This is a genomic window from Lysobacter sp. Root916 (assembly GCF_001429785.1).
Taxonomy (GTDB): Bacteria; Pseudomonadota; Gammaproteobacteria; order Xanthomonadales; family Xanthomonadaceae; genus Lysobacter.
On the sequence record NZ_LMJF01000001.1, the window covers coordinates 1,616,886 to 1,641,632 of the forward strand.

The 24,747-nt window shown below is 68.9% G+C and carries 13 protein-coding genes; 7 read left to right on the forward strand and 6 right to left on the reverse strand.

What is annotated here, in order from left to right; translation table 11 throughout:
• The first annotated feature begins 71 nt into the window (after nucleotides 1–71).
• From ASE35_RS07295 to ASE35_RS07325, 7 genes are all read left to right on the forward strand, one after another.
• The gene (locus ASE35_RS07295) at nucleotides 72–1,394 is read left to right on the forward strand and encodes a glycosyltransferase family 4 protein (RefSeq protein WP_057163343.1); all 1,323 of its coding nucleotides are present in this window, start codon (nucleotides 72–74) and stop codon (nucleotides 1,392–1,394) included.
• A complete protein-coding gene (locus tag ASE35_RS07300; protein WP_057163344.1) occupies nucleotides 1,384–2,547 on the forward strand; it encodes a glycosyltransferase in 1,164 nt (387 codons plus the stop codon). Before ASE35_RS07295 ends, ASE35_RS07300 begins: the two co-directional genes overlap by 11 nt.
• A gap of 60 nt (nucleotides 2,548–2,607) precedes the next feature.
• Nucleotides 2,608–3,936, forward strand: a complete 1,329-nt coding sequence (locus ASE35_RS07305; protein WP_056175733.1) for an O-antigen ligase family protein — start codon at nucleotides 2,608–2,610, stop codon at nucleotides 3,934–3,936.
• A gap of 91 nt (nucleotides 3,937–4,027) precedes the next feature.
• Nucleotides 4,028–5,533 carry a hypothetical protein gene (locus tag ASE35_RS07310; RefSeq protein WP_057163345.1) on the forward strand — a complete coding sequence of 502 codons (1,506 nt, stop codon included), beginning with the start codon at nucleotides 4,028–4,030 and terminating at the stop codon, nucleotides 5,531–5,533.
• Between the two features lie 16 nt (nucleotides 5,534–5,549).
• A complete protein-coding gene (locus ASE35_RS07315; RefSeq protein ID WP_057163346.1) occupies nucleotides 5,550–6,932 on the forward strand; it encodes a phenylacetate--CoA ligase family protein in 1,383 nt (460 codons plus the stop codon).
• Nucleotides 6,929–7,600, forward strand: coding sequence for a serine acetyltransferase (locus tag ASE35_RS07320; RefSeq protein ID WP_082611151.1), 672 nt, complete (start codon nucleotides 6,929–6,931; stop codon nucleotides 7,598–7,600). Before ASE35_RS07315 ends, ASE35_RS07320 begins: the two co-directional genes overlap by 4 nt.
• 564 nt (nucleotides 7,601–8,164) lie before the next feature.
• Nucleotides 8,165–10,381, forward strand: coding sequence for a choice-of-anchor Q domain-containing protein (locus ASE35_RS07325; RefSeq protein WP_057163347.1), 2,217 nt, complete (start codon nucleotides 8,165–8,167; stop codon nucleotides 10,379–10,381).
• A gap of 107 nt (nucleotides 10,382–10,488) precedes the next feature.
• Here the strand turns inward: ASE35_RS07325 and ASE35_RS07330 are convergent, their stop codons facing one another.
• From ASE35_RS07330 to ASE35_RS07355, 6 genes are read right to left on the reverse strand one after another with little or no spacing between them, the layout of a single operon-like run.
• Nucleotides 10,489–11,250, reverse strand: coding sequence for a YdcF family protein (locus tag ASE35_RS07330; RefSeq protein WP_056175744.1), 762 nt, complete (start codon nucleotides 11,248–11,250; stop codon nucleotides 10,489–10,491).
• 1 nt (nucleotide 11,251) lies between these two features.
• Entirely contained in the window at nucleotides 11,252–12,778 is a 1,527-nt protein-coding gene (locus ASE35_RS07335; RefSeq protein ID WP_057163348.1) for an oligosaccharide flippase family protein, read from the reverse strand.
• A 38-nt stretch (nucleotides 12,779–12,816) separates the two neighbouring features.
• Nucleotides 12,817–14,601, reverse strand: coding sequence for a hypothetical protein (locus ASE35_RS07340; protein WP_057163349.1), 1,785 nt, complete (start codon nucleotides 14,599–14,601; stop codon nucleotides 12,817–12,819).
• Entirely contained in the window at nucleotides 14,598–15,440 is an 843-nt protein-coding gene (locus tag ASE35_RS07345) for a hypothetical protein (RefSeq protein WP_057163350.1), read from the reverse strand. Before ASE35_RS07345 ends, ASE35_RS07340 begins: the two co-directional genes overlap by 4 nt.
• Nucleotides 15,437–16,237, reverse strand: a complete 801-nt coding sequence (locus ASE35_RS07350; protein ID WP_057163351.1) for a hypothetical protein — start codon at nucleotides 16,235–16,237, stop codon at nucleotides 15,437–15,439. The genes ASE35_RS07345 and ASE35_RS07350 overlap by 4 nt, the downstream gene beginning before the upstream one ends.
• A 49-nt stretch (nucleotides 16,238–16,286) precedes the next feature.
• The gene (locus ASE35_RS07355) at nucleotides 16,287–24,596 is read right to left on the reverse strand and encodes a non-ribosomal peptide synthetase/type I polyketide synthase (protein WP_162259028.1); all 8,310 of its coding nucleotides are present in this window, start codon (nucleotides 24,594–24,596) and stop codon (nucleotides 16,287–16,289) included.
• Between the last annotated feature and the right edge of the window lie 151 nt (nucleotides 24,597–24,747).

The following is a 24,747-nucleotide window of genomic DNA, read 5'->3' on the forward strand; positions in this document are numbered from 1 at the left end:
CGCCCCGCTACTGGCCGTCGACGGCGCCACGCGACGTTGTTTTTCATGAACCGGAGCCAGGTAAATCGACCATGCAGTCGCAGGCAAGCCATGTCTATGCCAGCTCCGAAGACGCCACGGCGGCGATCGCGCGCGACTCAGCCTATGCGGAGCTTGCGGCGACCACGCAACAGCCATTGCAACGGGTCGTGTATGTGGTCTCGCAGTTTCCGAGCTGGTCGGAGACCTTCATCGTTCGCGAAATCGCCACCCTGATCGAGGTTGGGGTCGACGTACGCATCCTTTCCCTGAAACGTTCCGGCGAAACCATGGTTCAGGCCGACGCCGCGACCTTGCTGGATCGCGTGCGCCAGCCGCTCGGTCCGCTGCCGACCCTGTGGAACAGCCTGCGCGTGCTAGTCACGCACCCCGTGCGTATCGGCGGCGCCGTCGCCACCGTGGTCGCGGACACCTGGCGCACGCCCGCGGTCCTGGCCAAATCGCTGGCGACCCTGGTCAGGAGCCTGAGCCAGATTCCGTGGCTGCAGGCCTTCGACCCGCAATTCATCCACGCCCATTGGTCCACCTATCCGACCACCGCGGCCTGGGCGCTGGCGCGCGCCATGCGGCGTCCATTCGGCTTCACGTGCCATGCGCACGACGTCTTCAGGAACCATCATCTGCTTCCGCGCAAGATCGCCGATGCGGCGCTGGCGGTCACGATTTCGCGCCACAACGTCGGCTGGCTCGATCGCAACATCTCCGCGCTGGCGCCGCGCAAACTGAAGGTCGTGCATTGCGGCGTCGATCTGCGGCAGATCTCCGCGAGGACCCGCGAGCCGTCCGGCAACAGAATCCTGGGCGTCGGCCGCCTGTCTCCGGAGAAGGGCTTCCACACGCTGATCGAGGCCCTGGCGATCCTGCGCGACGCAGGCACGCCGTTCCTGTGCACCCTGGTCGGCGAAGGTCCGGCGCGTCAGGAACTGCGGCGCCTGATCGATCGCCACGAGCTGCGGCGGTATGTGGAGTTGGCCGGAGCGCAGCCGCAGGAATATGTGCGCGCGGCATTGGAACAGTCCACGGTATTCGCCCTGCCCTGCCAGATCGCCGCCAACGGCAGCCGCGACGGCATTCCGGTGGCTCTGATGGAAGCGATGGCCGCGGGCTGCCCGGTCGTCAGCTGCCCGGTATCCGGCGTGCCGGAGCTGATCGGCAACGAAGTGCATGGGCTGCTGGCGGCCGAGCGCAACGCCGTTTCGCTGGCGCAGGCGCTGCAGCGCTTGCTGGACGACGCGCCGCTGCGCAAACGACTGGCGATCGCCGCACGTCAGCGTATCGAGTTGGAATTCGATGCCCGCAAGGAAGCGCTCAAGCTGCATGATCTGATGACGAGGGCCGTCAACCATGCGGCGTGAACGGCTCCTGGTGGTGATCGACGGCATGGAGGTGGGCGGCAGCCAGCGCCAGGTTCAGCATCTGCTGACGGGCCTGGACCGGCGCCGATGGGCGCCTGAGCTGGCCTTCTTCCGCTGCGATTCCTTCCTGGCCGACGCGATCCGTCGCGACGGCGTGCCGGTGCACTACCTGCCTAAGCGTCGCCGGATCGACCCGGCGTTCCTGCTGGCTTACGCGCGCCTGCTGCGCGAGCGCGACTACGCCATCGTGCACGCTTTTTCCCTGACCGCCGAATGGGCGACGGTCCTGGCCCGTGCGCTGTCGCGGCGCCGGCCGGCGCTGGTCGCCTCCGAGCGCAGTTTCGCGCTCGATCGGCCGGCCTGGTTCTGGTGGCTCAAGCGCTACGTCCTGGGCCGCAGCGCCGCCGTCATCGCCAACTCGAACGCGGGCGCGCGCGCCACCGCCCAGCGCACCCGCGCGCCCGCGGCGAAATTCGTGACCGTCGCCAATGGCGTCGGCGTGCCAGCAGGCCTCTGCGACGAGGAGCGCAGTCGGATCCGACGCGCGCTAGGGGTACCGGACGGGCGCGCGTTCGGCTTGTTCGTCGGCCGGTTGGTATCGGTCAAAAACCTGCCCTGCCTGATCCGCGCGCTGGCGACGATGCCGCCCGGCGCGCGCCCCTGGATCGCGCTGGCCGGCGACGGGCCGCTGCGAACCGTCATCGAACGGCTCGCGACGGACCAGGGCGTGGCGGCGGATCTGGCCTTCCTGGGCGAGCGCTCGGATGCGACGGAACTGATGCAGGCCGCCGATTTCCTGGTGCTGCCTTCCCACTTCGAAGGCCTCTCGAACGCGCTGCTGGAGAGCATGGCCGCCGGCTGCGCGGTGATCGCCTCCGCCGTGGGGGGCAACCTCGAACTGATCGACGACCAGCGCAACGGCCTGCTGTTCCGTCCCGACGACGCCGACGCTTTGGCCGCCGCGATGTCGCGCATGGCCGACCCGCTGCTGCGCTCACGGCTCGCGCAGGCGGCCTTGCGACACGTGATCGAGCACCACAGCCAGCAAGCGCTGGGCGCCGCGACCTCGGCCGTTTACGAACGCTGCCTGCCACCGCAGGATGTCAAAGCCAGCGGCGCGCCAACGCGTCCCGCGCGCGGAGAGGCGAAATGAATACCGAATCCGCATGCACGGCAGCCGGGGCCGACAGCGTCGGCGGGACGGGTTGAGCCGATGCGCCTGCTCTATGCCATTCCTATCGTGCTGCTGCCGAACACGGCGCACCTGCCGCCGGATGTCAGCGTCGGCACGTCGGTCGCCCTGCTGGTGATCGCGATGCTGATGGGCGGGCGCGAGCCGGCCTATCTGATGCGTCCGGCCTATCTGGTTCCGCCCTTGCTGGCCCTGTTCCTGGCCATGCTGATCGGTTTCATCGCCGCCCACTGGCACGACCTGGCCAATGCGGAAAAGGACCTGCGCGAAGCCAAGGTCGCCGTCCTGTACCCCTTGCTGTACCTCGCCTACCGCAAGTGCGGCCTGGACATGCGACAGACCCGGCAGTTGATCCTGCTGGTGCTGCTGGTCGCGGTGGGCGCGGGACTGGAAGCGGTGCTGCAGGGGCTGTCGTTCAACCTGGGCGAGTTTTCCGAAACCCAGCGCGCCACCGGCCCCTTCGGCCAGATCAAGATGGCCAACCGCGCCGGCGTGTTCTTCGCCATGTTTCTGCCGATGCTGTTCGCGCCGGTCCTGCAGTATCGGCAGCGCCGGTGGGTACGCTGGGCGGCGTTCGCGGGCGCCGCCATCCTGGCCATGGCGATCCTGCTGACGTATTCGCGCCAGTCCTACCTGATCGGCCTGTTCTCGATCATGATCCTGCTGGTATCGCGCAGCATCCCCGCCGCGATGCTCGCCGGCCTGCTGATCGTGGCGACCTCGGCGACCTTATTGCCCAGGAGCGTCGTCGACCGCGTCCAGCAAACCCAGCAGGTCTCCGGCACCGGCTCGGTGACGCTCGATGTCAGCACCACCAGCCGCTTCTCGATCTGGAACGGCACCATCGACATGTTGCGCGACCATCCCGCCGGTGTGGGCCTGGGGCGCTTCAGCGAGCATATCGGCGACTACACCAACTACGCCGGCAAGGATGCGCACAACGGTTTTCTGCTGACGCTGGCCGAGTGCGGTCCGCTCGGCCTGTTGGCGCTGCTGTGGGTGTTCTGGCGGCTATGGCGGCTGGCGGCTTCGTTGCGCCGTTCCGCCGCGGCCGTGGCGCCGTCGCAACCACGCACGCTGGAGCTGGGATTCACGTTCGCGGTGATCTCGATGGCGCTGGGCAACCTGTACGGCAGCCCCTTCTTCGACAGCGTCGTCATGGCCAACTTCTGGATCCTGTGCGGCCTGATGGAACGCTACGGAATCATGAAGGCGCAGGCCGGCCAGATCCCCGCGGCCACTGGCGGGCCCGAGCCGGCGCCCATTCCCGCCGGCCAACGCTTCCCGCTCGCGGCGCGGGCGCTGCCGCGACTGGCTGCAACGGCGAGGTCCCGGCGTTCGTTCCGTTGAGGTTCGGACGCGGACCAGGGGGAACAGCATCAGCATCTGCCGCCGCCAACTCTGCCGCACCCGCACGCATCGGCGAACGCCGCGACTGGCATTGGCGGCGTTCGCGCTCGCCTCCCTGACCGCATGCGCGGACGAAACCGAACCCGTATCGGAACTGTGTCCCTCGGGCCGCCGCGACGGTTCCGATATCCCGATCGCGACGACGTCGGCGGGCGGAACGACCTACTACGTCCGCACCGACGGCGGCGATGCGGCCCAATGCAACGGTCGCGCCGATGCCGCCTATTCCGGCGCCGCCAACGCCGACTGCGCCTGGAACGATCCGGCCATCGCCCTGCCGGCCTCCGGCCCCGCGCGCATCGCCGGCGGCGACACCCTGCTGATCGGCGCCGGCAGCTACCGGATCGGCGACGGCGGGCCTATGCAGCCCATCCCCAGCGGACCCAGCCGCGCCCAGCCGACACGGGTGCTGGGCCGGTCCGGCGCGACGCCGACACTGATCGGCGTCGCGGGCGCGCATCGCGTGCTCAACCTGGACGGCAGTTCCAACCTGGAAATCGGCCACCTCGAAATCACCGACGGCAGCGATTGCGTGTACCGCCACTCCGACCCCGCCGCGGCCTGCACCGACGCCATGCCCTGGGCGCGCGTCGGGTTGTACGCGCGCGCCTCTCACAACGTCTGGCTGCACGACCTCGACATCCATGGGCTGGCGGCGCGCGGCATCAATGCCGGCGGCCTGCGCGACTGGACGCTCGAACGCGTCAAGCTCAACCGCAACGGCAGCGCGGGCTGGGACGGCAACATCGGCGAGGGCGGCTCCAACGCCGGCAGGATCGTCCTCCGCGACGTCGAGATCGCCTGGAACGGCTGCGGCGAACGCGTGGCCAGCGGCGCGCCCTGGGCCTGCTGGGCGCAGCAAGGCGGCGGCTACGGCGACGGCCTGGGCACCACCGACACCGGCGGGCAATGGCTGATCGAAGACGCCTACGTCCACCACAACACCTCCGACGGACTCGATCTGCGCTACATGGACGGCGCCGACGCGACGCGGGTGACCCTGCGTCGCATCCATGCCATGGCCAATGCGGGCAATCAGGTCAAGGTGAAGGGCAACGCCCTGATCGAGAACTCGGTGCTGGTCGGCCATTGCAGCTACTTCAAGCACAAGTTCTTCATGACCGAGCAGGACCTGTGCCGCGCCGATGGCAGCACCCTGCAACTGGTGACGACCGGTCACGACACCGTCGTCGTGCGCCACAACACCCTGATCGGCGAAGGCGCGGTGCAGATCGGCCGCAGCGAGGGCAATCCGACGGACCGCATCGCGATCACGAACAATCTGGCGATCGGAGCGCCCTACTACCTGCAGCCCGACCAATTGAGCGGGTTCAGCGGCGGCAGGAGCTGGTCCATCACCCGCTACACCGGCAACCTCGGCTGGCACCTGCGCGATTGCCCCGGCGACACGATCTGCGACCGCAACCCCCGCCTCACCAATATGAGCCTGAGCGCCTTCGATGCCGTGCCGCTGGCCGGCAGCCCCGCGCGCGGCCAGGCCGGCGCGGTGACCTGCGCCCAGGCGCCGACCCATTAGCGCGACGGAATCCAGCATGGGCCTGACCGACAAGATCTACGCTCGTCTCCCGGCACGCGGCCAGGACATCGCCGCATCGGCGTTCGGCCTGTATCGCCATTGGTTGCGCGCGGGCCCCGGCTACGCCGAATTGCTGCGCGGATACCGCGATCGCGACGCCTGGCCGCTGGACAGGTTCGCCGCCTACCAGGCGGAGCAACTGAAGACCCTGCTGGGCCATGCCGCCGACCACATTCCCTACTACCGACGGACCTGGAGCGAGCAGGAAAAGGCGGCGGCGCGCGCGGGCCGCCTGGCGGAGCTGCCGCTGCTGGCCAAGGATCCGATCCGCCGCGATCCGCAGGACTTCGCCCGCGACGATGCTCGCCCGCTGCTGCGCTACCGCTTTCTCACCAGCGGCTCGACGGGCACGCCGGTGCAGACGCTGTGGACGGTCAGGGAAGCACGCGACGCCAGGGCGCTGCGCGAGGCGCGATCCGCGAACTGGGCCGGCGCGTCCTTCAACGAGGGCCGCGCGACCTTCTCCGGACGCATCGTGGTGCCCGACGCGAACAGCGAGGGACCTTTCCATCGCTACAACCGGGTGGAGAACCAGATTTACTTCTCGGCCTTCCATTTGAACCGCGCGAATGCCGACCAATACGTGGCGGCGCTGTGGCGCCACAAGACCCAGTGGCTCACCGGCTACGCCGTGTCCTACTACCTGCTCGCGCGCCACATCCTGGACCGAAAGCTCAGCGTCCCCGCGTTGAAAGCCGTGATAACGACCAGCGAAAAGCTCACGCCGGACATGCGCGCGGTCATGGAGCGGGCCTACCGATGCCGGGTGTTCGAGGAGTACGGCACCGTCGAGAACGCCGTGTTCGCCAGCGAATGCGCGCACCAGCGCCTGCACCTGAGCCCGGATGCGGGCGTGCTCGAGATCCTGCGCCCCGACGGCAGCGCCTGCGATCCGGGCGAGGCCGGAGAAGTCGTGGCCACCGGCTTCGTGCGCCGCTACCAGCCCTTCATCCGCTATCGCGTCGGCGATGTCGCGGCCTGGGACCCGGACCCCTGCGCCTGCGGACGCCAGATGCCGGTGCTGAGGGAAGTGCTGGGACGGACAGAGGACGTGGTGGTCGGCCCGGACGGGCGCCAGATGGTCCGCTTCCACGGCATCTTCGTCGGCCAGGACCACGTCGTCGAAGGACAGGTCATCCAGGAAGCGCTGGACCGCATCCGCGTGAAGGTCGTTCCGGCCGCAGGCTTCGACCAAGCCGATGCCGACGACATAGAGCGGCGCGTGCGCCAGCGCCTGGGAAACGTCAGCGTGATCGTCGAACCCGTCGAATCGATACCGCGATCGGCGAACGGCAAGTTCAAGGCCGTGGTTTCGCAGCTCAAGGCGAACGAGCGATGAGCGACAGCGCGCCCCCATCCAAGCAGGCGACGGGGACGGAAGACGCGCCCCCGCAACGCGCGCAGCCGCCAGCGCGAATCAGCTACGCGCAGTATCGATTTCTGGTGCTGTCCGATCTGTACCGGATCACCGGCCACGCCAAGCCGAGCGCGTTGCTGCGCTACCTCTTCCACGGCGAGTCCTACCGATACAATTTCTGGATGCGCACCTGCGCGTACGCGAAGGGCCATCCCTGGCTCAGGTACACGCTGTATCCGTTCGCGCGCCTCGTGCTCGGGCACCTGGTCTACAAGCTGGGAATTTCCATCCCGTCGGGCACCGCCATCGGCAGCGGCTTCTACATCGGTCACTTCGGCGGCATCGTCGTGAGCCAGAAGGCCACGATCGGCCGCAATTGCAACATCTCCCAAGGCGTGACCATCGGACGCGCGAACCGCGGCCGCCATCGCGGCTATCCGGTCCTGGGCGACAACATCTACATCGGTCCCGGCGCGGTGATCGCCGGCAGCGTGCGCATCGGCAACAACGTGGCGATCGGCGCCAACTGCGTGGTCACGATGGATATCCCCGACGACTCGGTCGTGGTCGGCGTACCTGGCCGGATCATTTCCCGGGAAGGCTCGGCCGGCTACGTCAATCGGACCGATTACGACGGCAAGCTCGGCTAAGCGCCCCCCCTTTCCGCCGCCCAAGACCGCCCTCGCCGACCTCGGCCGCGCCCGCATCGGCGCCGCGTCATTCGAGCCGTCCCACGCGCCCGCATGGGTCCTCGCTTAGAGCACGAACGTTCGTCGAGACGTCGCATTCAGTCTGCTGTCTCACCGAAAAATGCGACGCAACCGCTTTCAACGCAGTCAGATTAGTCGCTGCGGGGTGAAGACGCGTCGGGATCTTGGCACGCTCTATTCCGGGTCTATCGGTACCGGCATCTCGGCAACCCCGCCATCACGCGCTTAAGTCCGCGCCAGCCGGACACAGCCGTGAGTGGCCGCGGATTGGGCCTCAAACACCCTGTTCAGCATTTATATCCCCGAACCCCAGCTGAATATGACCAGCTGCGTCAGGTTCTGCGTCACAAAAGACACTCTTGGTCGACTTGTGACGCGTGACGATCATGTGAACTGTGACGGACAGCACAAAACATGTCCTCCCCCATCCCTAGAGTCCGCCCCCGGCCACAAAGGAGGTGCCACCACATCGCCATCCCGAACCCTACGGAGTAGCAAGTCTAAATGTCCCTATCGACCCTTCGCAGCCGCAAGCTGCCCAGAGCCCTACTTTCTTCGCTCCTGCTTCCGTCCCTTGGCCTCGCCGCTTTCGGCACCGCCCAAGCCGCAACCTTCTACGTCCGCACCGATGGTGGCGATGCCGCCCAGTGCACCGGCCGCGCCGACGCGGCTTATCCCGGCAGCGGAACCGCCCAGGCCTGCGCCTGGAAGAACCCCAACATCGCCATGCCCTCCTCCGGTAGCGCGCGCATCGCAGGTGGCGACACCCTGCTGATCGGCGCCGGCACCTTCCAGATCGGCAGCGGCGGCTACATGCAGAAGATCCCGAGCGGCCCGAACGCGTCCACGCGCACGCGCATCCTCGGCAAGCCCGGCACCAAGCTGGTCGGCGTCGCCGGCACCCATCGCGTGCTCAACCTCGACGGCAGCTCCAACGTCGAAGTCGGCAACCTCGAAATCACCGACAACAGCGACTGCGTCTACAACCACTCCAACGCCGCGGCCGCCTGCACCAGCGCGATGGCCTGGGCCCGCGTGGGCGTGTACGCCACCGCTTCCAACAACGTGTGGATGCACGACGTGAACGTGCACGGCATGGCGGCGCGCGGCTTCAACGCCGGCGGCCTGTCCAACTGGACGCTCGAACGCGTCAAGATGAACAAGAACGGCAGCGCCGGCTGGGACGGCAACGTCGGCACCGGTTCGAATTCGGGCCAGATGATCCTGCGCGACATCGAGATCGGCTGGAACGGCTGCGGCGAGCGCGTCGCGACCGGCGAACCCTGGGCCTGCTGGGCGCAGACCACCGGCGGTTACGGCGACGGTTTCGGCACCGTCGACACCGGCGGCCAGTGGCTGATCGAAGACGCCTTCATCCATCACAACACCTCCGACGGCCTCGACCTTCGTTACATGGACGGCGCCGACGCGACCACCGTGACCCTGCGCCGCATCTACTCGGTCGCCAACGCCGGCAACCAGGTCAAGATCAAGGGCAACTCGCTGATCGAGAACTCGGTCCTGGTGGGCAACTGCACCTACTTCCGCGACAAGGACTTCATGGCCTCGGGCGACCTGTGCCGCGCCTACGGCAGCACCCTGCTGCTGATCCTGACCGGCAACGACACCGCGACCGTGCGCCACAACACCATCGCCGGCGAAGGCGATGCGCAGATCGCCTACGGCGAAGGCGCGTCCAGCGACAAGGTCAACATCCAGAACAACCTGGTGATCGGCTTCCCGTACTACGCCAACACCGCCACCGCGACGCTGTTCAGCGGCGGCAGCGCCCCCGCCGCCAAATCCTTCTCGGGCAACATGGCCTGGAAGGTGCGCAGTTGCCAGACCGGAACCACCTGCACCCAGGACCCGAAGCTGACCAATATGACCCTGGCCGCCTTCGATGCCGAACCGCTCGCCGGCAGCCCGGTGACCGACAAGGCCCCGATGGTCAGCGGCGTGTCCACCGACTTCCTGCTGCAACCGCGTCCCTCGGGCGCCGCCAACGACGTGGGCGCCTACGAGGTCCAGGCCGGTGGCACTCCGCCGCCGCAGCCGCCGACTCCGACCTGCACCCGCGCAGCGCCGACCGTGAGCCTGAGCGGTCCGACCGCCGCCGTCGCCGCCGGCACGGAGAACAAGTACACGCTGAGTCTGAAGAACAACGACAGCAGCGCCTGCGCCAACACGTCGTTCGCCATCGCCCGCACCGTTCCGAGCGGCTGGACCGGCGAGTTGTCGTCGACCGCGATCACGCTGGCTCCGGGCGCCAGCGGCGCGGCAACCCTAAGCGTGATGTCTAACCTCACCGCCAGCGCCGGCAGCTACGGCATCGGCGCGGGCGTCAGCAGCAACGTCGGCGCCACCCACACCGGCAACGCCTCGATCACCTACAGCGTGGCCGCGGCCGTCGTCGGCCTGACCGAAACCGTGAGCACGAGCAAGGCCAGCTACAAAGCCGGTGAAGTCGTGTCCATCACCGCCCGTGTCCTCAAGAACGGCGTGGCGGTCTCGGGTGCCAACGTCGCGTTCGATGCGCTGAAGCCTAACGGCGTCAACCACGTGCTGCTGAGCGCCACCACCGACGCCAGCGGCTATGCGCGCGTGTCCTTCACCTCCGGCACGGGGCCCAGCTCGATCGGCACCTACAAGCTGTCGGCGGTGGCCACCTCCGGCGGCCTGAGCAAGACGGCGACCACGACCTTCGCGGTCGCCAAGTAAGCCTACGCAGCGTCGTAAGCAAGAGCCCCGGACGTCCTCCGGGGCTCTTTTTTTGCGAGACGGCAAGAACGTCGCGGGGACGCTCGCAGCCCAAGCGGGTGCGGACCTCAACGAGACGCGGGCGCCTCGCGATGATCGCGCCAGCGGTAGTACGCCAAGCCCACCCACTCGTGCAGGGCCAGCTCGGTGTTGGCGAGCGCGCTGGTTCGCGGCACCAGCGCCCACGGCAGGCGCGACGGCAGCCGGCGCGCGTCCGTGCCCAGCGGACACACCTCGAAGCCGGCACCGGCGAATGCCGCGCGCGCGCGCGGCATGTGGATCAGCGAGGTCACCAGCACGATACGCGCAGGCAGCGGCGGCGACATCCGCGCGGCGTGGCGCGCGTTGCTCCAGGTGTCGTCGGATTGGGCTTCCAAGCGCAGGGCCGCCGCCGGCACGCCCTGCATACGCGCGTACGCCGCCATCAGTTCCGCCACGGCCACCCCTCCGCGCCCGCCGCCCACCAGCACCAGTTGCCGTCCTTCGCGCGCGCGCCACCAGGCCACCGCGCGGTCCATGCGTCGCCGCGACGCCAGGTTGAGTACCGCGAAATCGGTATCGCTGCGCGGGCGCCCGTCGCTGCCACCGCCGAGCACGACGGCGATCGCCGGCGGCGCATCGCGGCAGGCGATCGGCTCGGCGAGCGTTCGCTGCAGCGGCTTTCCGAGCAAATTGGCCGCCAGCGGCGTCATCGCCGCGAGCGCGACGGCCGCCAGCGCGACGCTCGCGACCAGGGGCCAGCGCAGACGCTGGCGACACAACCAGGCCCAGGGCAGCGCCGCCCCCGCCAGCAACAGCCATGCGAGCGGGGATAGCAGCCAGGCCGCCACGTCAACGCGACCGCGACCGCGACATCAAGGCCATCGTCATTCCACGCAGCTTCCGATCCAAGGCCAGAACCGGAATGGCATACAGCAGCACGAACAGCAGGGCGGCCACGGACAGTCGCGCCCAGATGGCATGCAGCCCGAACAAGTCGGTGCCGCGCGCCACCGCCACCAGCACGGTCAGGCAGCCGAGCGACAGCGCGACCGCATGCAGGTCCGGCAGGCGCGCCAATCCCTTCGGGCAGATCGCGAACTGGGCGAAGGCCAGCGCGCCGTAGGCGATCGCGGTGGACCACACCGCCCCCATGTAGCCCAGGCGCGGAATCAGGATCAGGTTCATGACCACGTTCAACGCCGCCGCGCCCAGGGTGATGATCAGCACCTGCACGGTCTTCTTCTTCAACTGCAGGCCGTAGTTCGAGATGGCGAGCACGGCGTACAGCGACACGGTGATGCCGATCACGATGAACACGATGCCCGACGCGGCCTTGTCTCGACCGCTCAGCGCCACCAGCAGGTCCTGCCCCGACACCAGCAGAAACGCGATGATCGCCACTACCGCGTAGGTCATCGGCAGCAGCACCTTCTCCTTGAGCGCGCGCACGGCCTCGTTGCCGCCGGTTTCGTAGGCGCGCATGACCACCGGTGTGAACGCCTCGGACAGGGTCGCGTCTATGAACACGTTCAACTGCATCGCCAGCGAATAGCCGATGGCGTAGATGCCGACCGCGGCGAAATCGCCGGTGATCTGCTTGAGCAGCACGCGATCGACATTGGCCAGGATGCTGAACGCCAACTCGTGCGCCATCAGCGGCAAGCCGTAGATCAGACCGCTGCGCACGGCCTGCCAGTCGAGCGCGTCGCGCGCCACACTGACGTTGCGGTACATCCAATGCGCGAGCCAGGCCAGCACCAGCACGGTGGCGACGATCTTGCCGCCGTAGACCGCCAGCGCGCTTCTTTGCACCAGGATCACGGCGCCCAGAACCAACACCAGTTCGAGCATGCGCCCAATCACGCGCATGGCCATGACGATGTCCGAACGCTCGCTGGCGCGTATCACCATCTGCACGATGTTGACCGCCGCCAGCATCGGCATCATCAGCACGGCGCACCAGACCAGCGGCGAGAACGCGCCCTGCCCCAGCCAGGACCAGAGCGCGATCGCGCACAACCCAAGTAACCATAGCGTTGCGGACAGGATCAGCGGCAGCAGCACCATGTTGGTGCCGAACTCCTGCATCCGCCGCGCGCTCCCGTCGTAGGGATAAAAGCGCACGATCGCGTGCGGCGTGCCGAGCTTGATGATCGCCACGCCCAGCAGCATCAGGGTGTCGTAGTACCTCAGGATGCCGAACTGGGTATTGTCGAGAAACCGGGTCAGGATCGGGAACGAGATGAAGCCCGCCAGCATCACCAGACCGTTCGAGATCGAATAACGCAGGTAATGCGTGACGATGCCTGGTCGCTCCCGCGACGGGGCACGCAGGCCTTCGTCCGCGCCCGTCGCGCTCTCCGTCGAACTATTCATCGCGAGCGACCGCGATCGTCATGGACGCTCATTTCGCATCACCTCGGAGGAGAGCCCGGATGGGCCGGGCCGCAGACTGGAGGCGGACCGGGCGAAGCCGCCGGATCCACCGCACCCGGGACCGGCGCGCGAGCACGCGTGTCCGTCGCGGACCGCTCATCGAGCACGCCCACGTAGGCAGTCCTGTTCGGCGGACGTCCGAGCACGTCCAGGACTTCGACGCCGCCCGCCACGTTGTAGGTATGGCAGCCATCGACGCTGCGCGTCAGATAGGGGGCCAGCCGCGACAGTTGCCGCTCGCGATAGGTCGTGGGCCCCAGCTCCAGCACTTCGTTGAACACGACGGCATTGCCGTAGCCGGGCCCGCAGTCCTGAGCCGGCCGGATCAGGCTGCCGTTGCGCTGGAACAGCCGCCCGGCCATGCGGGCGCGGCGCACATCGCAGACGATGGGCGAGGCCGGATGCGGCGTGTACGGCCCCTCCAGCCGGTCGGCGACGAACAGGAACAACTCGTCGCAGGTGTTGTTCTGGTTTTCGGCAACGTTGGCGAACAGGTACCAGTGGCCCTGATGATGGTGCAGGCTCGGATCCACACAGACGCGCCCGACCACAAGGTCGTGCACCCGCTCCCATCGCAAGGGGAAGTCGCTGGCGCGGTACAGGCTGACGCGGCGGTCGTAGCCGGACTCGACCGTCATGTACCACTGCCCCTCCCAGGCGAACACTTGCGGGAAGGACAGATGGCCGGGCTCGTCCAGCGCGACGCCGAGCGAGCGCGCGCCTCCCGCGCCCAGTTCCACGCAAGCTATGGTCGCCTTCTTGAGCCGCGGCTCCAGCATTTCCTCCACGAACAGCAGCCTGCGTTCCTGCGCCATCACCACGAAGGGATCGCCCCACCAGCCCTTCGGCGCTTTCAGCAGGGCATGCGATCCGATCGTCGGCGAGTGCGGATCCAGCGGCGCTCCGCCCAGGCGCAGCACCAGCGTCCAGCCGACGCGGGCGTTCCTGAACCAACCGGTCATCCAGCGCGGAGAAGCGCGCAGCATCGACGCGAACGCATGCAGCCCGGCGGCCGGTGCCAGCGGCGCCAACGGCTGCAGCTCCAGGCTCGCCATCGCAGGCGCGCCCGCGCCGAGATCTCCCTGCGCCAGCTGACGCAAGGCGCGCAACAGCAAGGCCGGCAGCTTGCGGAATGCATCCTCGCGCTGCTTGAGAAACGAAGTCGCCCGGGTCCTGCCCCAACTGGCCGCGAGGTCGACGGGCGTCTGGTTCGGCGCGTGCAGGACCAGGACCATCCGCGTCGCCGTTTCACGGCGCAGCATCGGACCGAGCAACTGCAAGCCCGCATGGCGATCGTCGAGCAGGCTGGCGTCGACCAGCCAGCATGCGCATTTCGTCTGGGCGGCCAGCGCCGACGCCCAGGATTTCGTGCCCAGCACGATCAGCAGATCCGGGCGCGCGCCAGCGATGCGCTCGACCAGGGTGGCCTCGTCTCCCGGACCGGCCGTCGCGAGAACGGCGTCCTCGTGGGGACCCGACGGCATCGGCATCGCGGTCAGGCTGCGGGTGGGGCCTAGCAAGGCGCGCTCGAACGCGATCAGGGCGCGCACGCTCGCGGGCACGCCAGCGACCTTCGGCAAGCTCGCCCCGGCCGCGCTCAGCGTGGTCAGTTCGATCCAGTCGTACCCAGCCACCAGGCCATGGAACGCGCGTACCCATCCGGGGACCTGCGGCGGCCCCACCAGCGTTACGCGCAAGGGCCGTGTGGCGCCGACCGGCGGAGCGTACAGCGGGGTTCGTTCGCGCGCGCCGACGGCTTTCATCCGGCGGGGCTCCGCGGCAAGCGGCTCATCCAGCTTGCGATCGCCTCGATCAGGCGCTCGCGCTGCTCCCGTCCGAAGTAGGTATGGTCGCAGTCGGGCCAGTAGTGCAGGTTCACGCGCGGATCGCGCGCCGCCGCGCCGAACGCCCATTCGAACTGGCGCGGATGCAGGAACCGATCGGCATAGCCGCCACTGAAGATGCACAGCAGGCGGACGTCGCGTGCCAGCATCGCCGCGAACTGCTCGCGCGCTTGCGCATGGCTGGGCCAGCTGCGGAAATCGGTGGAGTCCAGACCGGCGTTCCCGCGCATGCGCCCTCGCAGCTTGCGGGCGAAATGCCGCCATTCCCTGGGCAGGCGGCGCAGGAGTTCGAGCGCGCGCGCGTAGTAATACCAGGGGCCGGTGTAGCACAGGCCATCCAGCAGCAACACCGCCGACACCCGCGTATCGACGTTGGCGACATCCCATCCGGTGTCGGCGGCGCTGCAGATTCCGCCCACCGCGAACACGCGACAGCCGTGCAGCGCTTCGAGCTGATCCAAGGCGGCGATCGTCGCCTGGGTGGCGTCGCACTCCGGCAGGCGCGGCGCCTCTCCGACACCGGGAATGTCGTAACGGAAGGTTCGTATCCCCAGCGCCGCGAGACGATGGGCCAGCAGCGCGTGCAAACGGAACGGTCCGGATCGCGGCTGCAAACCCGCGCTGGGCAATAGCAACGTCGGCCCGGCGCCGGGCGCGCCGCTGAGTACGCCATGCAATCGCCCATCTGGGCCGAAGCGCACGAACACCTCGTCGGCCGCGACGGCCGCAACGGGCTTGGCATCCAACACGGCATTCATGCCCATGCTTCCTCGCGCACCGCCAGCCCCAGTTTTCCGACCACCTCGCGCACCTGGGGCGTAAGAAAGAACGCCGCGTCCATCGCCGCGCCCACGCTGAAGCTGGGGGCGCTGGCAGGCAGCGACAGGGTCCTGGCGATGCCGGTCGGCAGCGCCTCCGGATCCTTGCGAACGACCGCCCACACGGGCACCGCGCGCCCCAGGCCCTGGTCGATGCGCGCTTCTCCGAGCTCTACGCGCAGGCGCGACGGCGCGGGAAAGCCCATCAGCTGGCCGTCCGCGGGATCGGTGCTGCGGGCGACGCCGGCACGCGGCGGCGGACGCAGCGCGCGTTCGCGCGCATCGCTCTCCACCAGCTCCCGCAGCCAGGCCGCACCGTCGATTATCGGCTCCCAAAGCACGACCAGATCGGCGTCACCGCCCCGCTCCAGCCAGCCGCGCACGGCCAGCGCGCCACCGCGCCATGCGACCAGCGCCAGTCGCTTGATCGAGGTGCGCTGACGCAGCGCGGCCACCGCCGCTTCGAGATCCCGATGCATCGAGCTCAGATCCAGATCCTCGCCGGTACCCGCGGAATCGCCGGTGCCATGGAAGTCGAAACGCAGGGTCGGCAGGCCCAGCCCCGCGAGTTCGCTGGCGACCTCGGTGATGAAACGACGGCTGCGCGGCAGTTCGTGCAGCAACGGCGGCACCAGCACGGCGCCGGTCGCGGGCGCGCCCGGCACGCCATGCAGCGCCGCGTACAAGCGCCGCGACGGCGCGCCCAGCCAGAACGGCTCCCAACCACCCAGGCTCATCGCGATCGCCTCCGTGGAATCTCGAGACTGCGGGTGCGTGCGGCGCGGTTCATAGGCCAGACCCTTCTTTCAAACCGAACAGGCGTCGCAAGCCGCTGCTGATGCGTCCGCCCATACCGCTGGCGGGCGCGGCGTTCTGGGTGGCAACGGGCAGGCCCGCCGCGACCTGGGCCAAAGTCTCCGCGCCCAGGCGGATCAGCTTGATGCGCTTGCCGGTATCGCGCTCGACGCGATTGGCCATCTGCACCGCGAGCATCGAATGTCCGCCCAGTTCGAAGAAGTTGTCGTCCGGACCCGCGGGCAGGCCCAGCAGTTCGGACCAGATCTGCGACAGGTAACGGACGCGAGGGTCGGCTGCCGCCCCAGTCGCGCTCGGAGCAGGCACGACGGCCTGTTCCTTATCGACTGGCAGCAGCAGCGCGTTGCGGTCGATCTTGCCGTTGGGCAAGAGCGGAATCTCTTCAAGCACGACGAAGTGCTGCGGCAACATGTAGGTCGGGAGCAGTTCCCGTAGGTGCGCGCGCAACGCCGCCTCCTCGATGGTCGCGCCCGGCGCGGCCACCAGATAGGCGACCAGACGCTGGTCGTTGGCGCGATCCTCGCGCACGATCACGAGCGCGCGCGCGACTTCCTCGCGCGCGGCCAGATTGGCCTCGATCTCGCCCAGTTCGATGCGATAGCCGCGCACCTTGACCTGGTGATCCAGACGCCCCAGATGCTCGAGATTGCCGTCCGCGCGCCAGCGGCCGCGATCGCCCGTGCGGTACAACAGGGCCGCGCCGTCCGCCTGCGCTGCATCGGCGAACGCCGCCGTGTAGCGATCGGCCACGAAGCGTTCGGCGGTCAGCTCGGGGCGTTCCAGATAGCCCTTGGCGACGCCTTCGCCGCCTATGCAGATCTCGCCCGGAACGCCGTAGGGGCACAGCTCGCCATGCGCGTCCACGATCCAAACGCTGGTGTTGCCTATCGGCCGCCCGATATGGATGTCGGGCGCTTGCCCGGCGGGGGCCGGGACGATGCGCGCGCAGGTGGACCACACGGTGGTCTCGGTGGGCCCGTAGACGTTCCACAAGGATCCGCAGCGCGACAACAGCGACGTCGCCAGATCCAGGCCCATCGGTTCGCCACCGCACAGCGCCTTGAACCCCGGCGCGCCGCGCCAGCCCGCATCGATCAGCAGGCGCCAGCTCGACGGCGTGCCCTGCATCACCGTCGCGGCGCTGCGTTCCAACAGCGCGCGCAAGGCGACGCCGTCGCCGGCGGTTTCGCGATCCGCCAGCACGATCTGCGCGCCCACCGCCAACGGCAGCAGCAATTCCAGCACCGCGATGTCGAACGACAGCGTGGTCACCGCCAACAGCCGGTCCTGCGCGTCCAGTCCGGGTTCGCGACGCATGCTGTCGAGGAAGTTGGACACGGCCCGATGCGGCACGATGACGCCCTTGGGACGACCGGTGGATCCCGAGGTGTAGATCACGTAGGCCGGATCCTCCGGCTGCGCGGCGTGCTCGTCGCGACCCAGCCGCGTCGCCTCCGCCGTCGCGAACAGGGACGCATGTTCGTCGAACAGCAGCACCGGCCTGCCGCGCAAATCGAAGCGGGCGGCGTGCTCGCGCGTGGTCAGGAGCAGCGCCAGTCCGGCGTCGGCGGCCATGTAGGCCAGGCGCTCTGCGGGGAACTGCGGATCCAGGGGCACATAGCCCGCGCCGGCCTTGAGGATGCCCAGCAACGCCGCCAGCATGTCCGGGCCGCGATCCAGGGCCAGACCCACCAGCGCGCCGCGACGGACGCCATGCCCGCGCAGCACCTGGGCGATGCGATTCGAGCGCGTCTCCAACTCGGCATAGCGCAACGACACCGGACCTGCGCGCAACGCGACCCGGTCCGGCGTGCGCTCGCATTGGGCCTCGAAGTATTCGTGCATCCTGCAGGCGCGGTCGTAGGCGATCGCCGTTGGCTGCAACGAGGCCAACTCCGTACGCGCCTGCGCGTCGACCAGCGGCAGACTCGCCAGATCCGCCGTCTCCCGCTCCACCGCGGCGCGCAGCAGGGTTTCGTAGGCGCTTAGCCAGCGCTGGATGGTGGTCGCGTCGAACAGGTCGCGGTTGTATTGGCATTCGAGCCGCAAGCGACCGTGGACCTGCACGGCGTTCACGAACAGCTCGAAGGTTTCGAAGCTGCGCGGATTGCTGTCGAACTCCATGGACACGCCGTGAAACGCGGCGCATTCCTGGTCCATGGCCTGGTCGAGGTTGAACAGCACGCTGACCAGCGGTATCCGCGCCGGATCCCGCCGCAGCCGCAGCTTCCTGAGCAGCGTGCCGAAGGTGTAGCGCTGGTGCTCCAAGGCATCGAGCAACATGGCCTGCGCGTCGTCGATCGCCTGCGCGAACGACTGTGCGGATTCGAGCTCGAAGCGCAGCGGCAGCAGATTGACGCAATGCCCCACCAGGTGGTCGGCGCCGCAGACCGCCTGCCCCGCGGCGGGAATCCCGACCACCACTTCCGATTGCGACGACAGGCGCGACAGCAGGGCGGAAAAACCCGCAAGCAGCGTGGCGAACATGCCGACGCCACGGGCCGCGCCGGTCCGCCGCAGCGCATCGAGCAAATCGGCATCGAGCACGTGATCCAGTCGGGCCGAGGCGAAGCTCCGGTTCGGCGGCCGCGGCCGATCGGTGGGCAGCTCCAGCACCGGCGCACCCTTGGCGTAGCGCGAGAGCCAGTAGGCCTCGTCGGCGAGCTGCGCCGCGTCGCCCTGATGCTCGGCTTCCGCCAATGCGTGAGCGACGAACGAGGAGGCTTCGGGCAGGCTCGACGCCGGCGTTCCGAAACGCTTTCCGTACAGGGCGCCCAGCTCGCGCACGATCGCCCACCACGACCATCCGTCGCAGACGATGTGATGGGCGGTCAGCAGCAGCAGATGCTCGTCCGCCGCGAGGCGCAGCAGCTGCGCGCGAAACAGCGGCCCCTGGTCCAGCACGAACGGCGTTTCCACCGCGAGCCGGATGCGCTCGTCGACGGCCGTCCGTCGCGCGATCGGGTTCAGCGACGCCAGGTCTTCGACCGGTAACGGCAAGGCATGGCGCTCCAGCACCCGGAAGCTTGCGCCGTCCGGCCCGATGCTTGCGCGCAGGGATTCGTGCCGGTCCACCAGTTCCTGCAGGGCCTCGCGCATGAATTCCAGGTTCAGCGCGCCGCGGAACTGCAGCGAAACCGAAAGATTGAAGGCCAGCGACGCTTCCCGCCCGAGCTGGTCGGCCAGCCAGATCTCGCGCTGCGGCTCCGTGGTCGGCGCCACGCGCGCGCGGATGCCGCCGCCGAACGGCTCGTAGCCAGCTCGCGACGCCTGCGCGACTTCGTCGCCGGGCACCACGGATGCGGGCAGGTCCCTCACAGCGGCAAGCTCGGCAAGCCGCGATGGCGGCGAAGGCATCGGCGCCTTCGCGGTTTCCGCCTCGGAGGCCGCGGCCGGCGGCACCGGCGTGCCCGCCGGCTCCGCCGGCAACTGCGCGTCCAGCGTCGTCGCCAGGCGACCCAGGCTGCTGCATTCGCTCATCAGCTGCCGGAACGTCAGTTTGACCGCGTAGGCCTTCTGCAGACGCAGCGCGACCTGGGTCAGCATCAGGCTGTCCAGGCCAAGCTCCATGAAATTGGCTTCGTCGTCGGCCTCGGACAGGTCGAATCCCACCACGTCCTCGAACAGGGCCGAGAGCTGCGCGACCAGCCGCGCATGGCGATCCGGCAGGGCCGCGGTGGCCCGCACGGTCGCGTCCTCGGCGGCGGGTACGGGCGCAAGCGCCTGCGCGAGATTCGCGCCTGGGAGCGCGACGACATTCGAGGCCGCCGCGGCCTCGACCCAGTAGCGCTGCCGTTCGAACGGATAAGTGGGCAGCAATACGCGTCGGCGCGTAGGCCGACGGTCGAACGCCGCCAGGTCGATCGCGATACCGCGGCACCACAACTGGCCCGCCGCGGCGAGGATGCTGGCGACCTCGGTCGCGGGGTCGTCGGCCAGCGACGGCACCGCCGTGGCCTGCTGCTTCGACATGGCCGGATGTTGACGCGACAAGGCGCACAGGGTGGCGCGCGGGCCGGCTTCCAGCAGCACCCGCGACGGCGTGTCCAGCACCCTGCCCACCGCCGCGGCGAAGCGAACCGGCTCGCGCAGGTGCGAGGCCCAGTAGTCGGGGGACGTGGCGGATGCGGCGTCCAGCCAATCGCCGGTCGCGGTCGAGACTATCGGGATCAGCGGCGCCGACAGCGTCAGGGCGGCGACTTCGGCGCGGAACGGCGCCACCACCGGCTCCATCATCCGCGAATGGAAGGCGTGCGAGGTGCGCAGAGCACGGCAGGCCACGCCCTGCGCTTCGAGTTCGAGCTGGAAGCGCGCGATCGCGTCGAGGGCGCCCGATACCACCACGCTGCCCGGCGCGTTCTCGGCGGCCAGCGACAGATCGGCGGGCAGCCTGGCCAGCAATGCGTCCAAGGGCAGCCGGACCGACAGCATGGCGCCTGGCGGCCGCGCCTGCATCAGCGCGCCGCGCCGCGCGACCAGGTTCAGCGCATCGGCCAAGCCGAACACGCCGGCCAGCGTCGCGGCGACGAATTCTCCGACGCTGTGTCCGATCATCGCCGTCGGCACGATGCCGTGGCTCATCCACCACTGCGCGATCGAGTACTCGATCGCGAACGTCGCCGGCTGCATGATCGCGGTCGGCAGCAGCGCCTCGGGGTCGTTCGAGAACACGCGCTCGCGCAGGTCGAAGCCGAGCTGCGCGAGCAAGGCGTCCGCGCAGGCGTCGAATGCCGCCTGGAACGCCGGCTGGGTGTCGTACAGGCCGCGCCCCATGCCTGGATAGGTCGCGCCCTGTCCAGGGAACAGGAACACGACCTCGCCCTGCCGCGCCGGCTTGGCGCGCGCGGCGGCGACGGCGATGTCGGTGCTGCGCAGTTGCGCCACCGCGGCGGCGGCGTCCTCGGCGACCACCGCGATGCGATGCGCGAAGGCTTTGCGGCCCAGCGCGAGCGTCCACGCCGCGTCGGCCAGGTTCAGGCCAGGCGCGCCGTCGAGATGGTCGGCCAGGCGCGTCGTCGCGCGCGCCAGCGCCGTCGGCGTGCGTGCGGACAGCGCCAGCAGTTGCGGCCCTCGCGCCGGGTCCGACGGCGGCCGGCTCGGCGCCTCCTCCAGCACGACGTGCGCATTGGTGCCGCCGACGCCGAACGAACTCACGCCTGCGCGGCGCGGCGTGGCGCCGGCCGGCCAGTCCGTCAGGGCGTCGTTGACGACGAAGGGCGAACCGGCAAAATCGATGACTGGATTGGGCGACTTGAAATGCGCGGTCGCCGGTATGCGCTGCTCGGCCAATGCCAGCGCGGTCTTGATCACGCCGGCCGCTCCCGCGGCGATCACCAGATGGCCGACGTTGCTCTTCACCGATCCGATCCGACAGAAGCCGCGCTCGTCGGTGCCCCGGCGGAATGCGCGGGTCAAGCCCTCGATTTCGATCGGGTCGCCCACCGGCGTGGCGGTGCCATGGGTTTCGACATAGCCGATGCTGCGCGGATCCACCCGCGCCCGATCGTGGGCCATGGCGATGACCGCCGCCTGGCCTTCGCTGCTCGGCGCGGTGAAGCTGGCCTTGCCAGCGCCGTCGTTGTTGACCGCGCCGGCGCGGATCACCGCGACTATGGGGTTGCCGTCCGCCAGGGCATCGGACAGTCGCTTGAGCAGCACGATCGCCGCGCCATCGCTGAACACGGTGCCCTGTGCGCTCGCATCGAACGGCCGGGTGTGGCCGTCGGGCGAGAGCATCGATCCTTCCTGATAGAAGTAGCCGCTGCGCGGCGGGCAGGTGACGCTGATGCCGCCGGCCAGGGCCATGTCGCAATGGCCTAGCGTCAGACTGTCGACGGCCTGGCAGATCGCCACCAGCGAAGTCGAACAGGCGGTGTGCACGCTGACCGCCGGGCCGGTCAGGTTGAGCTTGTGCGCGACCCGGGTGGCGATGAAATCCTTTTCGTTGTTCAGCATCACCTGGAAGGCGCCGACCTTGTCGACCAGTTCCGGGTGCGCGGACACATGCCGCTGGAAATAGCTGGCATTGAACATGCCGCCGAACACGCCGACCGGCGCCGCGGTCGCGTCGGGCACGTGGCCGGCGCGTTCCAGACATTCCCATGCCAGTTCGAGGAAGATCCGCTGCTGCGGGTCCATCAACTCGGCTTCCTTGGGGCCGATACCGAAGAACGCCGCGTCGAACTGCTCGACGCCGTCGATCACGCCGCGCGCCGGCACGTACGCCGGATCATCGCGATCCTGCGCGCTGACGGCGGGATCCAGTTCCTCCGGGGCGAAGACGGTAATCGAATCGCGCCCCTCGCAGAGGTTGCGCCAGAACGCCTCGACGTCCGCGGCGCCGGGGAAGCGTCCGGCCATGGCCACGATCGCGATGGGCTCGGCGGCGGCCCCATGCGCCTGCATGCGACGGGCCGACGCATAGCGCGCCGGAGCGATGTCCGTCGCGTCGCCGCCTGCAAGCGACGCGGCCAGCAGGGCCGGCGTCGGATAGCGGAACAGTTGCGCGGTCGGGATGGCGACGGCCGGCGTGCCGGCCTGCTTGAGCCGCTGCAACAGCCTGGCCGCCGACAGCGAATCGCCGCCCAGCTCGAAGAAGTTGTCGTGGCGCCCGACCTGATCGACGGCGAGGGTGTCGCCGAATGCGGCGCACAGCGCAGCCTCGAGCGCGCCGATCGCGGGCTCGAACGCATGCGCGAGCTCGGGGCGCTGCCGAGCCGGCGCCGGCAGCGCGCGACGATCGAGCTTGCCGTTCTCGGTCAAGGGCAACGCCGCGAGTTCGACGAATACGCTGGGGACCATGTAGTCCGGCAAGGCCGTCGCGAGATGGGCGCGCAGGGACGCCTGGCTAGCGCGCACCTCGGCGGGCACGACATAGGCCACCAGCCGCGCCTCGCCGCCGGCGCGATCGTCGGCTGCGATCACGGCGCAGGCGCGGACGCACTCGTGCCTCGCCAGCACGCTCTCGATTTCGCCGGTCTCGATGCGAAAACCGCGGATTTTGACTTGATGGTCGCTGCGACCCAGGTACTCCAGATCGCCGTCGGCGAGCGGACGGGCCAGATCTCCGGTTTTGTACAGGCGTACGCGCTCGCCTTCGGGCGAGGTCCAGTCGAAAAACCGCTCGGCGGTCAACGCCGGGCGATTGAGATAGCCACGGCTCACGCCGGCGCCCGCGACATGGATCTCGCCGACTTCGCCGACGGCGACCTGTGCGAGTGCGGGATCGAGCACATACAGATGCAGGTCGGGGATGGGCTCGCCGATCACGCTGCCTGCGCTGCGCTCCAGATCCGCGCGGGTTATCGGCCGGTAGGTGACGTGCACCGTGGTTTCGGTGATGCCGTACATGTTGATCAGGCGTGGCGACCGGTCGCCGTGACGCTCGAACCACGGCCGCAGCATCTGCAGTTCCAAGGCTTCGCCGCCGAACACCACATAGCGCAGCGCCAAGCCGGAAGGCTCGGTCGCCGACGCGAGATCGGCATGGATGAGGCCGCGGAACGCCGACGGCGTCTGGTTGAGCACGGTCACGCGCTCGCGCAGCATCAGCGCATGGAACGCCTCCGGCGATCGGCTGGTCAGGAACGGCACGACCACGACGCGGCCGCCGTGGATCAGCGCGCCCCATATCTCCCACACCGAGAAGTCGAAGGCGTGGGAATGGAAGAAGGTCCACACATCGTCGGGGCCGAACTCGAACCAGGGCCGGGTCGCCAGGAACAGGCGCGCGACGTTGGCATGGGTGACCTGACAGCCCTTGGGCAGGCCGGTCGAGCCGGACGTGTAGATGACGTAGGCCAGATGCTCGGGCCGCGCCAACGGCTCGGGATCGTGCACGGGTTCGGCGGCGAATTCGGACCAGTCGCCGTCCAGCATCAAGGTCGTCGCGTCGGTCGCGGGCAAGGTCGGTCTCTGTGCCGACGAGCTCAGCAGCACGGCGGGACGCGCGTCCTCGAACATGAACTGCACGCGATCGCGCGGATAGGAGGCATCGATCGGCAGATAGGCCCCGCCCGACTTCAGGATGGCGAGCAGCCCCACCACCATCTCCAGCGAACGTTCCAAGCCGATCGCCACCAGCGTCTCCGGCCCCACCCCGAGGGAGCGCAGGCGATGGGCGAGCTGGTTGGCGCGATGATTCAGTTCGCGATAACTCAGGCTGGCGCCGTCGCAGCTGACCGCGATGGCGTCCGGGCGCGCGGCAGCCTGCTGTTCGATCAGTTGCGGTATACAGACGAGCGGGCGGGAGGGCGCAGAACCATCGGATAGCTTGTTCATACCCATGTTTCCCCTGCCCGCGCTCGCGGCACCTGGCGATCCCACCGTGATGACATCCCAGTCGTATCCCCTGACCTCGGCACCCGGCACCCGGCAGGGCAAGGATCGCGCGTCGATGTCATGACAAACGCCGTGAGGGTGGTCATGCGGC